At 66.0% G+C, this 14,699-nt stretch carries 20 protein-coding genes; 6 read left to right on the forward strand and 14 right to left on the reverse strand.

Annotated features, from left to right (window positions below; translation table 11 throughout):
• From GX414_04520 to GX414_04530, 3 genes are all read left to right on the forward strand, one after another.
• Positions 1 to 672: radical SAM protein (locus GX414_04520; GenBank protein ID NLI46351.1), on the forward strand; the 672-nt coding region annotated here is incomplete at its 5' end.
• Positions 665 to 943 (forward strand): hypothetical protein, encoded by a 279-nt coding sequence (locus tag GX414_04525; protein NLI46352.1) that lies wholly within the window; start codon positions 665 to 667, stop codon positions 941 to 943. The genes GX414_04520 and GX414_04525, both read left to right, overlap by 8 nt.
• Positions 918 to 1,358 (forward strand): hypothetical protein, encoded by a 441-nt coding sequence (locus tag GX414_04530; GenBank protein ID NLI46353.1) that lies wholly within the window; start codon positions 918 to 920, stop codon positions 1,356 to 1,358. The genes GX414_04525 and GX414_04530 overlap by 26 nt, the downstream gene beginning before the upstream one ends.
• A gap of 47 nt (positions 1,359 to 1,405) precedes the next feature.
• On the opposite strand, the gene GX414_04535 is transcribed toward GX414_04530, so the two are convergent.
• From GX414_04535 to GX414_04555, 5 genes are all read right to left on the reverse strand, one after another.
• Positions 1,406 to 1,810, reverse strand: a complete 405-nt coding sequence (locus GX414_04535) for a 6-carboxytetrahydropterin synthase (protein ID NLI46354.1) — start codon at positions 1,808 to 1,810, stop codon at positions 1,406 to 1,408.
• Positions 1,798 to 2,220, reverse strand: a complete 423-nt coding sequence (locus GX414_04540) for a 6-carboxytetrahydropterin synthase (GenBank protein NLI46355.1) — start codon at positions 2,218 to 2,220, stop codon at positions 1,798 to 1,800. The genes GX414_04535 and GX414_04540 overlap by 13 nt, the downstream gene beginning before the upstream one ends.
• Before the next feature lie 40 nt (positions 2,221 to 2,260).
• On the reverse strand, positions 2,261 to 3,022 hold the full coding sequence (locus GX414_04545; GenBank protein ID NLI46356.1) for an SDR family oxidoreductase: 762 nt from the start codon (positions 3,020 to 3,022) through the stop codon (positions 2,261 to 2,263).
• A gap of 71 nt (positions 3,023 to 3,093) precedes the next feature.
• Positions 3,094 to 4,113: a hypothetical protein gene (locus GX414_04550; GenBank protein NLI46357.1), complete on the reverse strand. Its 1,020-nt coding sequence runs from the start codon at positions 4,111 to 4,113 to the stop codon at positions 3,094 to 3,096.
• A gap of 141 nt (positions 4,114 to 4,254) precedes the next feature.
• Positions 4,255 to 4,677, reverse strand: a complete 423-nt coding sequence (locus GX414_04555; GenBank protein NLI46358.1) for an SHOCT domain-containing protein — start codon at positions 4,675 to 4,677, stop codon at positions 4,255 to 4,257.
• 306 nt (positions 4,678 to 4,983) lie between these two features.
• On the opposite strand from GX414_04555, the gene def reads away from it, so the two are divergent.
• The 3 genes from def (at position 4,984) to GX414_04570 (ending at position 7,870) form a co-directional block, all read left to right on the forward strand.
• Positions 4,984 to 5,517 (forward strand): peptide deformylase, encoded by a 534-nt coding sequence (gene def, locus GX414_04560; GenBank protein ID NLI46359.1) that lies wholly within the window; start codon positions 4,984 to 4,986, stop codon positions 5,515 to 5,517.
• Positions 5,518 to 5,580: 63 nt separating this feature from the next.
• Positions 5,581 to 6,522, forward strand: a complete 942-nt coding sequence (locus GX414_04565) for a methionyl-tRNA formyltransferase (protein ID NLI46360.1) — start codon at positions 5,581 to 5,583, stop codon at positions 6,520 to 6,522.
• Complete coding sequence (locus GX414_04570) at positions 6,515 to 7,870, forward strand: 16S rRNA (cytosine(967)-C(5))-methyltransferase RsmB (protein NLI46361.1); 1,356 nt, start codon at positions 6,515 to 6,517, stop codon at positions 7,868 to 7,870. The genes GX414_04565 and GX414_04570 overlap by 8 nt, the downstream gene beginning before the upstream one ends.
• Before the next feature lie 389 nt (positions 7,871 to 8,259).
• On the opposite strand, the gene GX414_04575 is transcribed toward GX414_04570, so the two are convergent.
• From GX414_04575 to rpsM, 9 genes are all read right to left on the reverse strand, one after another.
• On the reverse strand, positions 8,260 to 9,099 hold the full coding sequence (locus tag GX414_04575; protein NLI46362.1) for a formylglycine-generating enzyme family protein: 840 nt from the start codon (positions 9,097 to 9,099) through the stop codon (positions 8,260 to 8,262).
• Between the two features lie 160 nt (positions 9,100 to 9,259).
• Positions 9,260 to 10,348, reverse strand: coding sequence for a hydrogenase formation protein HypD (gene hypD / locus GX414_04580; protein NLI46363.1), 1,089 nt, complete (start codon positions 10,346 to 10,348; stop codon positions 9,260 to 9,262).
• A 22-nt stretch (positions 10,349 to 10,370) separates the two neighbouring features.
• On the reverse strand, positions 10,371 to 11,138 hold the full coding sequence (locus tag GX414_04585; GenBank protein ID NLI46364.1) for a hypothetical protein: 768 nt from the start codon (positions 11,136 to 11,138) through the stop codon (positions 10,371 to 10,373).
• Positions 11,139 to 11,167: 29 nt separating this feature from the next.
• Entirely contained in the window at positions 11,168 to 11,596 is a 429-nt protein-coding gene (locus GX414_04590; protein ID NLI46365.1) for an Hsp20/alpha crystallin family protein, read from the reverse strand.
• 101 nt (positions 11,597 to 11,697) lie between these two features.
• Positions 11,698 to 12,225 (reverse strand): 50S ribosomal protein L17, encoded by a 528-nt coding sequence (gene rplQ, locus GX414_04595; protein ID NLI46366.1) that lies wholly within the window; start codon positions 12,223 to 12,225, stop codon positions 11,698 to 11,700.
• A gap of 20 nt (positions 12,226 to 12,245) precedes the next feature.
• A complete protein-coding gene (locus GX414_04600) occupies positions 12,246 to 13,238 on the reverse strand; it encodes a DNA-directed RNA polymerase subunit alpha (protein ID NLI46367.1) in 993 nt (330 codons plus the stop codon).
• Positions 13,239 to 13,255: 17 nt separating this feature from the next.
• Positions 13,256 to 13,885, reverse strand: coding sequence for a 30S ribosomal protein S4 (rpsD, locus tag GX414_04605; GenBank protein NLI46368.1), 630 nt, complete (start codon positions 13,883 to 13,885; stop codon positions 13,256 to 13,258).
• A gap of 25 nt (positions 13,886 to 13,910) precedes the next feature.
• Positions 13,911 to 14,318 (reverse strand): 30S ribosomal protein S11, encoded by a 408-nt coding sequence (gene rpsK, locus GX414_04610; GenBank protein ID NLI46369.1) that lies wholly within the window; start codon positions 14,316 to 14,318, stop codon positions 13,911 to 13,913.
• 24 nt (positions 14,319 to 14,342) lie between these two features.
• A complete protein-coding gene (gene rpsM, locus GX414_04615; GenBank protein ID NLI46370.1) occupies positions 14,343 to 14,699 on the reverse strand; it encodes a 30S ribosomal protein S13 in 357 nt (118 codons plus the stop codon).

The raw sequence follows: 14,699 nt of genomic DNA on the forward strand, positions 1-14,699 counted from the left end.
GCCCAGGTGCTCATCCCCATCAAGCGCTACCCGGAGCGGTTCTTCCGCAACATCGTGCTGATGGGCATGGGCGAGCCGCTGCTCAACTACGACGCGGTGATGGCCGCCTTCCGGCTGTTCGTCGATCCGGACGGCATCGCCCTGTCGCGGCGCGGCATCACTCTGTCCACGTCCGGCCTGGTGGACGGCATCCGGCGTCTGGGCGCCGAGCCGCTCCGCCCGAAGCTGGCGATCTCCCTCAACGCCGCCACCGACGAGATCCGCGAGCGGTTGATGCCGGTGAACCGCCGCCATCCGCTGGCGGAGCTTCTCGGCGCCTGCCGCGACTTCCCCCTGGCCCCGGGCGAGCGCATCACCTTCGAGTACGTCCTGATTCGCGGCGTGAACGACACGCCGGCGGACGCTCGGCGGCTGGCGCGCCTGCTTAAGCCCATCCGCTGCAAGATCAACCTGATCCCGTACAACGAGGTCCCCGGCCTCCCCTTCGCCGCGCCGGCCGAAGCGGCGGTCCTCGCCTTCCAGCAGGTGCTCCTCGACGCCCGGTTCACCGCCATGATCCGCAAGTCACGGGGCCGCGAGATCCAGGCGGCGTGCGGCCAGCTGGCCGCCGTCGGCCGGCCGGCGACAGCCGGCCCGGCTGCCCCACTCGAACCCGGAGGATGCCATGCCTGACGACGATGAACGGGTGAACGGCGCAATCGACGCAGTGGGCTTCCACAAGACGACGGATCCCGAAGCCATCGCCGAGCTGCAGGACATGCAGCGGATGTACGAGCGCATCGCCGACGCCATCCGCGACCGGAAGAACGTCCCGTTCACGCGCGTCCTGCAAAACGCCCGGGCCAAGGCCGCGGAAGCCGCGGCGGTCGCCGCCACCGGGCCGGACGCGGAATCGACCGACGCGACAGATGCAGACGATGCTGCCACCGATACCACCGGCTGAGCAGGTGGCCGAGCTGGAACTGCGCGCCGGCCGCCCGGTGTGCTGCCGCGCCGCCGGCTCCAGCATGAAGCCGCTCATCTTTCCCGGCGCCGACCTGGAGGTCCGGCCGGTCCCGGCGGGGGAGCTGCGGCCCGGCGACGTGCTGCTCTTCCATGACGGCACGCGCCTCGTGGCGCACCGGCTGGTGCGCCGCGTCGACGATCCCGATCGGGGGCGGCTGTTCTACGTCCAGGGGGACAATCGGCACGACGTGGAGGGACCCGTTCCGGCCGACGCCATCCTCGGCCGCATCGAAGGGGTGCGCGCCGGCTGGATCCGCTTCCGCCCACAGTCCTGCTGGATCCGCGCCGCCTACCCGCCCCTGCGATGGGGATACCGGTTCGCCGCCCGGATCAAGCGGGCGTTGTTCGACTGAGCGTTGCGACGGGGGGATCGGGGGTTGGGTCCGGCGTCGGGCGCCGCTCACGGTCCGGAATACTCAAAGCTGTTGGTGTCGGTCTCCTGGAGGGTGATCGTCGCGAGCCGCCCCGGCGCCGCCGGCTGCAGGGCCGACCAGATCCACCGGCACAAGTTCTCCGACGTGGGCACCTGGTCGCGGAAGTCGGGGATTTCGTCGTTGATGAAGCGGTGATCCAGCCGGTCCACGACCTGGCGGCGCACCACCCGGTCCAGCTCGGCCAGGTCCGCGATCATCCCGCTGGCGGGGTCCACCTCGCCGGCGATTGCCACCCAGAGCGTGTAGTTGTGGCCGTGGCCGTGGGGATTGGCGCAGCGGCCGTAGACGCGGCGGTTCCGCTCCGGGTCCCACTGGGTCCGGCTCAGGCGGTGGCCCGCCGAGAAGGTGTAACGCCGGATCAGGCGGAGCATGGCGCCTCCGCGGTCCATTCCACGCCCAGGTCGTCGCTCTCCCACAGCCGGATGCGGTGGACCCGTGCGCCCCGGAAGACCGGCTGCAGGAGGTCGCGGATGTACAGCACCAGATTCTCGGTGGTGGGGATGGTGGTCTGGAAATGGGGGATGTCCTGGTTGAGAAACCGGTGGTCCAAGTGGTCCAGCACCGTCTGTTCCAGGATGGCCTTGACGTCCTTCAGGTCGATGATCATGCCGGTTTCGGGGTTCGGCTCACCCGCCAGCGACAGCTCCAGGCGGTAGTTGTGCCCGTGGCCGTGCGGATTGGCGCACGGCCCGAACACGGCACGGTTCTTCGCCTCGTCCCAAGCCGCCTGCCAGTAACGGTGGGCGGCGCAGAAGGTCACGGTCTTGGTGATGAGGATCATCTCGTTCTCCTTGCCCGGCACGGCGGTTCCGCAGCCGCGGTCACGTGAGCGATATCCCGCCGTCCACCGGCAGGTTCACCCCCGTGATCCAGGCCGCCTCGTCGGAAGCCAGGAACACGGCGGCGCGGGCGATGTCCGCCGGCTCGCCCACGCGGCCCAGGGGATGGGCAGGCGCCATCCGCGCCAGGTGCGCGCGGATCTCCTCGGGAGACATGATTGCCTCGAAGATGGGCGTACGCACCACCCCCGGCGAGATCGCGTTGCACCGGATGCCGCGCCCGGCGTGTTCCAACGCCATGCTCCGGGTGAACATCAGCACCCCCGCCTTCGCCGCCGAGTACGCGCTGCAGCCCGGCACGGGCATGTAGCCGAGGGTCGAGGCGATGTTGACGATCGACCCGCCGCCGGCGGCCGCCAGCAGCGGGATCAGACCCTGGGTGAGGACGAACACCGCCTCGAGGTTCACCCGCATGACCCGCGTGTAATCCCCCCGGGGGTCATCTTTCGAGTGAGCGTTCCGGTAGAAGCCGGCACCGTTCACCAGGACATGGACCGCCTCGCCGGCTTCGATCCGGCCGCGCACCCACGTCTGCACCGCGTCGAGATCCTCCAGGTCCAGGTTGTGGATCCGCACCCGGCCCGGGTCCGTGCAACCGACCCGGGTTTCCTCGAGGCGGCCGCGGTTGCGCCCGATGATCTCGACGGCCGCTCCCTCCGCGACGAACTGCCGGCAGATTTCCCGGCCGATCCCGCTGCTGCCTCCGGTGACGATGGCCCGCTTGCCTGCCAGCCGTTGCGCCATACCGGACCTCCTGCCTCGGGTTTGATGATGCGGCCCGCGCCCGGATGCGCCGCTCCGCCCGCGGTCTCCGGTCAGCTGGTGCGCCCCTGCCGCTCAAACAGTTCGTCCAGCCGGGCCCGGACTGCGGCGATCACCGACTCCACGGTGCCCGGCAGCATGCAGCCGGAGGCGCGGGGATGACCGCCCCCGAGCGGCGTCAGGCTGCGGGCGAACTCGCCCACGTTCACGGCGCCCCGCGAGCGGAACGAGATGCGGACGTTGCCGCCCGGCTGCTCCACGAAGAGCAGGCTCACCTCGACGCCGTTGATGAAGCAGATCTCGTCGATGATGTCGCCGGTGTCCTCGGTGGTGGCGCCCGTGCGACGGATCATCTCCAGATCCATCACCGACCAGATGTAGCGTCCGTGCGGGTCGCGCTCCATCCGGTTCAGCACCAGACCCAGCAGCTTCTTCATCGCGTAACTGCGCACCAGGTGCACCCGCTCGGCGGTGTCGGGGAAATTGAAGCCGGTTTCCAGCAGCCGGGCCGCCACCCGGTGCGATGACGGCCGGGTCAGGTCGTACTGGAAGGCGCCGGTGTCGCACAGGATGCCCACGTAGATGAGGTCGGCCAGCCGGACGTCCAGGGGAATCCGCCACGTGGGATCGTCGACGAAAGCGAACAGCACCTCCGTGGTGGAAGCGACCTGACTGCTGCAGATCTCGATGTCGTAGGTGCCGGCGTTGCCGAACGCGTGGTGGTCGATCTTCACCCGCACCGGGCACGCCATGAACAGCGGCCGGACCCGCCCCGCGCGGTCGGCGCCGCAGTCGACCACGATCCCCAGGTCGTAGCCCGTTGCGGCCGCCTCGGCCCGGTCCACCGGGACGATCTCCGGGGCGCCGTGCAGGAACAGGAAACGGGCCGGACAGGGGCGCTCGTTGACGACGTGGATGACCTTACCGCTGCCGGGAAATGCCTGCTCCAGCATGTACTTGACGGCCAGCTCGGCCGCAACGGAGTCGCCGTCCTCCCGTTCGGTGGCCGTGATCAGGACCCGGTCGGCCTGCCGCGCGGCGTCATGGAGGCGCTTCAATTCCGGTTCGAACATGAGATGCCCCATCCGACGGAGAAATAACTGGTCATGTTACCAAAGGGCACGGCCGATTGAAAACAAAAAAGGGACCAACCCCATGGGCCGGTCCCAATCCTGTTGCAGTCGCAGTACTCGCTTCGGCAGCCGCCGGTCTTTTTAGAGCAGGGCCAGCAGCCGGCTCTTTTTCTCTTCGAATTCGTCTGCGGTGATCAGCCCCTCCACCATCAGGGCCTGCAGATCCTTGATGATCCCCGGAATGTCGGCGACATCCAGCGACATCATGATCTCGAACAGGTCCCCCACCTCCACGGCCTCCTTAACCCTCTTGCGCGGTTTCGGCTTGTCCTCACCGCGACGGAAGGACACCGATTCGCCCAGCTTGACGGCGTCCACCAGCCAGTTCACGCGCAGCCAGAACTTGGAGCCGCCTCTCTTGCCGTTGGACCACCAGGCCCGGTGCTTGTAGGCGGAATCCGGCAGCTTGAACGTGGCCAGTTCTTCCATCTGGTCGTAGGTCAGGCTGACGGCGCTCTCTTTCAATGCGGCCAAATACTTCTCGATCGGTTCGTACTTGCTCACGTTCGGAACCTCCTGTTGAAAACAATTTCTGATATGAATGCAAAAGTGATTATAATTCGACTAATTACATTTATCAATAATTTTTACCCAAAAATCATTTATTTTCAATGTATTTTTCCAGCCAGATCCATAATCTACTCTAGAATAAGACGTTACGAATACACTCCAAACGCTCAATACATATATAATCATAATTAAGATTGGGGCGGTGTCCGAACAGAATCTTGTGGCGGACATCTGCTCATTTTTGTATCATATTCATCGTCCGGTGCATCTCACTTGGCGAGAGTGCGTGGGAGTACTTCCATGATATTGCCCATCAAGGTGTACGGCGATCCGGTGCTTCGGCGCAAAGCCGCTCCCGTCAACGCCTTCGATGACGCGCTGACCCGCCTGGCGGCGGACATGGCCGAGACCATGTACCATGCGCCCGGCATCGGTCTGGCGGCGCCGCAGGTGGGCGTGAGCCTGCGGCTCATCGTCGTGGATATCTCCCATGGCGACTTCAAGGACCGCCTCTATGTGATGGCCAACCCGGAAGTGATCGAGACAGCCGCCGAAACCGATCGCTGCGAGGAGGGGTGCCTGAGCGTGCCCGATTTCACGGAATCGGTGGTCCGCCCGCGCTGGGCCCGCATCCGCGGCCAGGACCTGCAGGGCAACACCTACGAGGTGGACGCCCATGACCTGCTGGCCCGCTGTTTTCTCCACGAGATCGACCACCTCGACGGGGTGCTGTTCGTCGACCGGATCATGGCGTTCCGCCGCCGGCTGGCCCGGCAGCGTCTCAAGAAACACTTCGGCACCGTTTCTCTCCCCGACGCCACATTGGCCCTCTGAATCCCTTACGCGCAACGGCGGAAATCTGGGATAATAGCGCAGCCCCACCCGGGCGGAGGCCGTATGCGCATCGCGTTCATGGGTTCCAGCGAATTTTCCGTCACTTCGCTGGCCGCGCTCGTCGACACCGGCGAGACGGTGGCCGCGGTGATCACCCAGCCCGACCGGCCGGCGGGCCGCGGTCTCAGGGTAACGCCGTCACCGGTGAAGCAGTTCGCGACGGCGCAGGGTCTGCCGGTGTTTCAGTACGCGTCCATGAAGAGCGCGGAGGCGCACGCGGGGCTGGTCGCCCTGCAGCCCGACCTCCTGGTGGTGGCCGCCTACGGCCAGATTCTGCCCCAGCGGATCCTCGACGTGCCGCGGATCGCGCCTCTGAACGTCCATGCCTCGCTGCTGCCCCGCTACCGCGGCGCCGCGCCCATCGCCTGGGCGATCCTGCAGGGGGAGACCCGCACAGGCGTCTCCATCATGCGGATCGTCCGCCGGCTCGACGCCGGCGACGTCCTGGTGCAGCGGCCGGAGCCGATCCGGCCCGACGACACGGCCGCCACCCTCCACGACCGGCTCAAGGAGCTGGGCGCCCGCTGCCTGCTGGAGGCGTTGGAGCTGATCCGGGCCGGCCGGGCCACCTACACGCCGCAGGACGAATCGGCCGCCACCTACGCCCCGTCGCTGGGCCGGGAGATGGCCCGGCTCGACTGGACCCAACCGGCGCGCGAGACTCTGAACCGGATCCGCGGCCTCAATCCCTGGCCGGTGGCCCAGACCACCTTCCGCGGCCAGACCTGCAAGATCTGGCTCGCCGAACCGGCGGAGGCGCCTGACGGCGATTCGCGGACGGTTCAGCCAGGCCGGCTCCGGCTCGCCGGCCGGCGCCTGGCGGTCCAGGCCGGCGACGGCGCCTGGCTGCATCTGCTCGAATTGCAACTGCCGGGCCGCGCCGCCGTGGACGGCGAGGCGTTCGCCCGAGGCGCCCGGATCGCCGAGGGGGACGCGTTTGCCTAGCCGCGCGTTCCACCCGTCGCCGCGGCGGCTGGCAGCCGAGCACCTGGGCCGGGTGCTGGCCCGGCGCAGCTGCACGCCCGAGGGACTGGCCGATGAGCCCGCCTACCGGAGCCTGGACGACGCCGACCGCCGGCTCTGCTTCGAGCTGCTGCTCGGCACCCTGCGCCACCTTGCTCTCGTGGACGCAGTCCTGGAGCGGCTGTGCCGCCGGCCGCCGCGCTTCCAGCCGCCGCTGGTGCGCAACATCCTCCGCACCGCCCTCTACCAGTTGTTCTACCTCGAGCGGGTGCCCGACTATGCCGCGGTTGACGAGGCCGTTGGGGAGATCCGCCGCTCGCCGTACCGGGGCATGGGCGGGTTCGCCAACGGGGTGCTGCGCGCCGCGGCGCGCCAGGGCCGGCCGGAGGCGGTCCTGGACGCCGATCCCGCCACGCCGGCCGGCCTGGCCCTGCTCCATTCGCACCCCCAGTTTCTGGTGGAGCGCTGGCTGGAGCGGCATCCTCGCGAGGCGATCGAGGCCTGGCTTCGGCGGGCCAACCGGCCGCCGGCGCACTACCTGGTGGCCAACACGCAGCGCACCGACGCCGCGGCGCTGGCCGCCGCCTGGGCGGCCCGGGGCATCGCCGTCAGGCCGGCCCGGCCGGGGTGGCCGGTGCTCGCCGTAGCCGGCTCTCTGCGCGACGTGGACGGAGAGCTGAACGCGGGGTTGTGCTACCCGCAGGATCTGTGGTCATTCGCCATCAGCCGGCTCGTGCCCGAGCGGCCCTACCGGGCTGTGGCCGACCTCTGCGCAGCGCCGGGCGGCAAGAGCTTCGCCCTTTCCCTGCGTTTTCCGGACACGCGCTTGACGGCCATGGACAGCCACCCCGCCCGGCTGGCGGTGCTGGCCCGCCGCGCTGCCGCGCTGGGCCTGGACCGGATCGCCACCGTGGTCGGCGACGCCGCCGCTCCGCCGCTGCCGTCCGCTGGCTACGATTTGGTGCTCGTGGACGCCCCCTGCTCCGGCACGGGCACGCTCCAGCACAATCCCGACCTGCGCTGGAAACTCAAACCCGAAGACATCCTCCGCCTGAGCCGCCTGCAGCGCCCCATCCTGGCGGCGGCCGCCGGTCTGGTGGCCCCCGGCGGCATCCTGATCTACGCCACCTGCTCCACCGAGCCGGAGGAGAACGAGGCGGTGGTGAGCGATTTTCTGGAGCGTGAAGTCGGCGCCTTCCGCCCGCTCTCCCCCGACGCCGCCGGAACACAGTTCATCACCCCGGACGGATATTTCCGAACATTCCCCGCCGCCACTGAAGGCGAAGGCTTCTTCGCCGCGGTGATGGAGCGGCAGACAACCGCCGAGTGATCTGCCGAAGCACCTCGCGTGCTCGGTGCGCGTGGTCGACCCCGGCAGGATCAAAAGTCCCTTACGCTGCCGCCGCACGCGAGTTCGAGCCCGGCACGATCAACCGATCCGCCCGATCAGTTGTCGCGAATCATCCAGAAACAAGTGATGAGAAATTCGAGTAGAGACTCCCGAAGCCCGAACCGCAAGACCTGAAATCCAAATGGTGGGAAAGCGTATCGAGTGTCGATGACGATGACAATTTCGATCCTCGATTACGATCACGATTACGAATCACGAGCATGAAGAGCCATCAACTCCTAGCACCTGTCTCCTAACTGCTCACTGTTCACCAACAAAAAAAACCGGGCATGCGCCCGGTTTGAAATTTCCGACGGGTCCGATCGGGTTTACTTGTACAGGTCCTTGTACTTGGCCTCGTCTTCTGGGGTGGCGTCCTTGGCACAGCGGAAGCCCACGCCCAGCTGGTAGTTGTTGGGGAAGGCGGCGCGGGCCGCCAGTGGGTACTTCGTCCCGTCGATGTACAGCGACGCCCCCTTGACCACCATCAGCTTGATGCCGTAGTTCCGGTCCTTGGCCTTGGTGCCGGGATACGGATCGTAGTAGCTGGAGGTCCATTCGAAGATGTTGCCCAGCATGTCGTGGGCGCCGTAGAAGCTCACGTCGCCCTTGCTCTCGCCGATGTTCATCAGCACGCGGCTGCCGCTGTTGGCGGCGCCGTCAATCCATTCGTCGCCCCAGGGAAATTTGCGCGGCTTCTGGGTCTTCTCGTCCCACAGCGCGGCCTTCTCCCACTCCTCCTGGGTGGGCAACCGTTTCTTGGCCCACTTGGCGTACGCCTCGGCGTCGGAGTAGATGACGTTGTAGATGGGGTGCAGCGGCTTGTTCGGGTCGCAGACGCGCCAGTTGCCCTTGGTGGCGTAGCCGGATTCGGCCACGAACTGGAGGAATTGCTCGTACGTCACCTCATATTTGTCGAGCCAGAACGCCTTGAGATCCACCTCGTGCGGCGGCGAACTGGTCCTGGTGACCGCGTCCTCAAACGGCCCGCCGATGATGCACTTGCCGGCAGGGACGAACACCATCTCGTTGTAGTCGATCTCCGGCGCGGCGGGTTCCACCGGCGTCGGTTCCGACGTCGGCTCCGGCTGCGTCCCGCAGCCCATGGACAGGAATAGAAAAACGACGGTCAACAGGAGCATGAAAAACCAAACAAACTGTTTGCTCATTATGCCTCCCAAAGCTGACTGATGATCAGAATTGATTGCGACCCGGACTGGTTCCACGATGCAGCATCCTTGAACACGGGTTTTTATTATAGATGGTTCGCCCGGCGTCCACAACAAAATTCATCGGCCGGCGCGCACCCGTCCGGCGGCCGACGGCGGTTCAGTCCCGCCGATACTTGTACCAGGCGGCGCAGGTGCCTTCCGACGATACCATGCACGCCCCGATGGGCGCCTCCGGCACGCAGGCGGTTCCGAACAGTGCGCAATCCGGCGGCTGGCAGATGCCCTTGAGGATGTCACCGCACCGGCAGCCGGCCGGCTCCGCGGCCGGCTCCAAGGAAACCGGGAACCGCACGGCGGCGTCGAACTCCTGGAACTCGTCTCGCAACGCCAGGCCGCTCCCCGGCAGGAGGCCGATCCCCCGCCAGCGGTCGTCGCACGGCTGAAAGGTCTCCGCCAGCAGGCACTGGGCGGCCCGGTTCCCCTCGGGCCGGACCACGCGGGCATATTCATTGTCCACCGTCGGCGCGCCGCGGATGATCTGCTCCGCCAGCAGTCGAACGCCCTGTAGGATGTCCAGCGGCTCGAAGCCCACCACCGCGCAGGCGACGCCGAAGCGCTGCGGCAGAAATTCGTAGGCCCGCGCGCCGATGACGGCGCTCACGTGGGCGGGGCACAGGTAGCCGTGAACCCCGACGGCCGGGTCGCGGGCCAGCACGTCCATCGCCGGCGGGATGAGCTTGTGCGCCACGAGCACGGAGAAATTGCCCAGCCGCTCCCGCCGGGCCTGCTGCACCGCCGCTGCGACGGTGGGGGCGGTGGTCTCGAAGCCTACGCCCAGGAAGACCACCTGGCGCTCGGGCAGGCGGCGGGCCACCTCGAGTGCGTCGAGGGTCGAGTAGACGACCCGGATGTCCCGCCCGGCCGCCCGCTCGTGGCTGAGTGTGGTGTGCGCGCCGGGCACCTTCATCATGTCGCCGAAGGTGGTCAGCACCACCCCCGGAAGCCGGCCGATGGCGACGGCCCGGTCGATGTAGGCCATCTCGGTCACGCAGACCGGACACCCCGGGCCGGAGATCAGGTTCACCGTTTCGGGCAGCAGGTCGCGGATCCCAAAGCGGTGGATCGCCATGGTGTGAGAGCCGCACACTTCCATGAGGGTGATCCGGCGCCTCAGCGGGAGGCCGCGGATCGTATCCGAGAGGCGGCGGGCATCGTCCCGGCCGCGGAATTCCTGGATGTACTTCATGGGAAGCCCGGCCGGCGGCGCGTCACTGGGCGGCGGGTGCGGCCGGCAGCGCCTGTTTCATGTCATAGGCGAGGTCGCGGACCAGGGTGAGTTCCTGCCGCGTGATGGTCATCTCCATCAGCTGGTTGCGCTCGTTGACGCCGACGGCCACCCCCTGGAATCCGCCTACGTCGATGAAGAACCGGCGCAGAGTCATCTCGCCGAGCGGCGTGGTCACTTTCTGCTCGCCCGAAAAGCTGATCTTGCCGCCAAGTTCCTGGGCGATCTTGGGGATGTACAGGCGGATGGGCACGTTCGGTTCCCGAGAGTGGCCGTACTTGCGTAGGATCAGCGCATACTGGCTGAAGACCGCCTCCTCCAGGATTCGGAAGTCGGCGCTCACCTTGGCCGTCCGGCTCAGCGCCTGCCCGCCCATGATGGCGCTGTCGTTGGCCTTGCCTCCGGAAAAGGTGACGTAGACGTTGCTGGGCCGGTCGTTGACCGTGAAATTGTCGGTGTACTCGATGGGGTTGAACTTGTCGTCCATGATCTCCTTCGTCTGGTAGGCGAAGAAGGTGTTGCCGGCGCCTCGCGGGAGCACGAGCTCGCTCTCGGTTTCCATCACCATCCGGCCGTCCGGCTGACGGGCCAGGACGTACTTTTCAAATCCGACTTCGGCGTTCCGGAAGTAGATGATCAGGCGCCCCTCCTCCAGCACCGTCCGGCCGGCCGGGCCGGCGGAGCCGGTCTGGCCGACGGCCAGCCCCGCCAGGAGAATGGCCCACGCTGCGATCCACATTCTGTGCCCCATGACCGCTCCCTCTCATGCCGAATAGGGTATCACTCGCCGCCCACCGGGATGGCCTTCCGCGTCTGCTGCTTGCCCACCTCGATGGTGAGCACACCGTCGCGGATGCTGGCGGTGACGCTGTCGGGCCGGATGGGGGTTTCAAACCGGAACACCCGGTAGCATTCGCCGAATTCCCGGCCCAACTGGTGGAAATGTTCCTGGGCGGCGTCCGGATACGGCTTCTTGAATCCCTTGACCTTGACGGCGTCCGCTTCCACGACCAGCTCGATCTCATCCCGCCGAACGCCGGGGATCTCGAGCAGAATGATGAACCGGTTTTCGGTTTCGAAGATGTCGCTCAAGGGTGTCCAGACCATCGCGTCGGCCGGGAAGCAGTTGCGCTTCTCCCGGATCAGCCGCTGCATCCGGTTCTGGAGGTGGAACAGATCCTCGAAGTCGTCGAACGGTTTGATTTTCATTGCGTCACCTTGCACAACCACCACCTATCTTACAATCTCCCAATAAAAAAGCCAAGGTTCACCTTGGCTTTGGTATGTCGATCGTCAGGCGGCCGGAAGAATCAGGATTCGGGCGTTTCCTCCGCCTTCGGCTTGCGGGCGCGGGGCGCCCGGGGCTTGGTTTCCTTCGGCTCTTTGGCCTTGGCACCCTTGGTGTCCTTTGTCTCGGCGGGCTCGGCGGTTTTCTTGGTCCGGCCCTTCCCCTTGGCGGGTTTCTTTTCGGCCGCTGCAAACTCGCTGCCCAGCAGCTCGAGCAGGGCGATCTCAGCCTTGTCGCCGGTGCGGTACCCCAGCTTGATGATGCGGGTGTAGCCGCCGTTGCGGTCCGCAAATCGTGGGGCGATCTCCTCGAAGAGCTTGTGGGCGACTTCCTTTGTCTGGATGTAGGCCAGAATCTTCCGCCGGTCATGCAGCGTGCCCCGCTTCCCGTCGGTGATCAGCTTCTCCACCACCGGGCGCAGCTCCTTGGCCTTGGGCAGGGTGGTGATGATCCGCTCCCGCTGGAAAAAGTCCGTGGCCAGGTTGCGCAGGAGGGCTCGGCGGTGCGACGTGGTTCGTCCCAGTTTGCGGCCTTCTTTACGGTGACGCATGGTGCAGCTCCTTCACTCCGTCATTTATCCATGGGTTTACGGACGATCCGTCCGTTCTTGTCCAGGGTCATGCCGAGGGCGAGGCCCATCTCGGTGAGCACTTCCTTGATCTCGTTGAGCGACTTCCGGCCGAAGTTCTTCGTCTTGAGCATCTCGGCTTCCGTCTTCTGGACCAGATCGGAGATCGACTTGATCTCGGCGTTGCGCAGGCAGTTCTGCGCCCGCACGGAGAGCTCCAGTTCTTCGACGGACTTCTGCAGGTACTCGTTGAGAACGTTCTCTTCCTCGGTGACCTCAACCTCGGTCTCCTCCGGCTCCTCCTCGAAGTTGATGAAGAGCATCAGCTGGTCCTTCAGAATCTTGGCGGCCTGGCCGACGGCGTCGGCCGGCGTGACGGCCCCGTTGGTCCACACTTCCAGGACCAGTTTGTCGTAGTCGGTCGCCTGCCCGAGGCGGGCGGCCTCCACCTGGTAGTTCACCTTCTTGATCGGGGAATGAACCGAGTCGAGGGGGATGTAGCCGATTTCCAGCTCCTCCTCGAAGTTGGCCTCCGCCGGCAGGTAGCCGCGGCTCATCTTGACGCGCAGCTCCATCTTGAGGCGACCGCCCTCGCCCAGCGTGGCGATGTGGACGCCCGGATCCAGGATGACCACCTCGGGGTCGGTCTTGATATCGGCGGAAGTGACCGTGGCGGGCCCCTCCACGTCGACGTAGACCGTCTTCACGTTCTGGGTGTGCATCTGGATGGGGATCTGCTTCAGGTTCAGGATGATGTCGGTGACGTCCTCCAGCACCCCCCGCATCGAGGAAAACTCATGCAGCACGCCGTCGATCTTGACGGCGGTGATGGCCGCACCCGGGATCGAGGACATCAGAATCCGCCGCAGGGAGTGGCCGATGGTGGTGCCGAAGCCCCGCTCAAACGGCTGGGCATAGAACTTGGTGTACGTCGCCGTAGCGGACTCGGCTTCGTGCATCAGCCGTTTCGGCTTTTGCAGTTTCGGTATCGTCATGAATCAGGCCCTCCCGCTTATTTGGAGTACAGCTCGACGATGAGCTGCTCGTTGATCTCCAGGTCGACGTTTTCCCGCTTGGGCAGTTCCAGCACCCGGACCTGGACATTGTCCTTGTCCACGGACAGCCAGGACGGCACACCCCGGCTCACGGCCGTTTCGAGATTGTTGAGCAGGAAGGCGTTTTTCCGAAAGCCCTCCGCCACGCCGATGACATCGTCTTTCTTGATCTGGAAGGAGGGGATGCTCACGCGCTTGCCATTGACCTGCACGAGACCGTGACGCACGAACTGGCGGCCCTGGGCCCGCGACGCGGCGAAGCCGCACCGGTAGACCACGTTGTCGAGCCGCCGCTCCAGCAGGGTGAGGAGCACCTCGCCGGTGACCCCTTTCTGCCGTTCGGCCTCCTGGAAATAGCGGCGGAACTGGGCCTCCAGCACGCCGTAGATCCGCTTCACCTTCTGCTTCTCGCGAAGCTGCAGGCCGTAGCCCACGATCTTCGACTTGCGGGTCCGGCCATGCTCGCCGGGCGGATAGGGCCGGCGGGCGACGGCGCAGGTGTCCTTGAAGCAGCGGTCTCCCTTCAGGAAAAGCTTGGTGCCCTCACGGCGGCACAGCCTGCATACGGATTCTTTATATCTGGCCACGGCTGATCTCCTTCACAAAGTTAGGTTAGACTCTCCGGCGCTTCTTGGGCCGGCATCCGTTATGGGGGATGGGCGTCACGTCGCGGATGGTGCGGATCCGCAGGCCGGCGATGCTCAGGGCCCGGATAGCCGACTCACGGCCGGGGCCGGGGCCTTTTACTTCCACATCCACTTCCCGCATGCCGTTGTCGTACGCCAGCTTGGCCGCGGCTTCCGCCGCCTGCTGGGCCGCGAACGGCGTGCCCTTGCGCGAGCCCTTGAACCAGATGGAACCACCGCTCGCGCACGCGACGGTATTGCCCACGGGATCCGTCAGTGTCACGATGGTGTTGTTGAACGTCGAATTGACGTGCGCCACGCCCTGGGCGACGACCTTCTTCACCTTCTTCCGGAGCGTCTTCTTACCGGTGGGGGCTTTTGTTTCCTTCGCCATGTCTCACTCCTGTCGTCCCTGCAATTACTTCTTTTTCCGCCGCGGGCCCTTGCGGGTCCGGGCGTTGGTGTGGGTGCGCTGGCCGCGGACCGGCAGGCCCTTGCGGTGGCGCAGTCCCCGGTAGCAGCCGATGTCCATCAGGCGCTTAATGTTCATCGACGTTTCCTTGCGCAAGTCGCCCTCGTAGCCGCCCTCCTCGAGGAGGATGGCCCGGATCCGGGCGATCTCATCCGCGCTCAGGTCTTTCACCTTTTTGGTATGATCGATGCCCGCACGTTCCAGGATCTCCATGGAACGGGACCTTCCGATCCCGAAAATGTGGGTCAGACCGATGAAGACATTCTTCTGGTCCGGCAGGTTGACACCTTCGATTCTAGCCAA

This window comes from Acidobacteriota bacterium (genome assembly GCA_012517875.1).
Classification (GTDB): domain Bacteria; phylum Acidobacteriota; class JAAYUB01; order JAAYUB01; family JAAYUB01; genus JAAYUB01.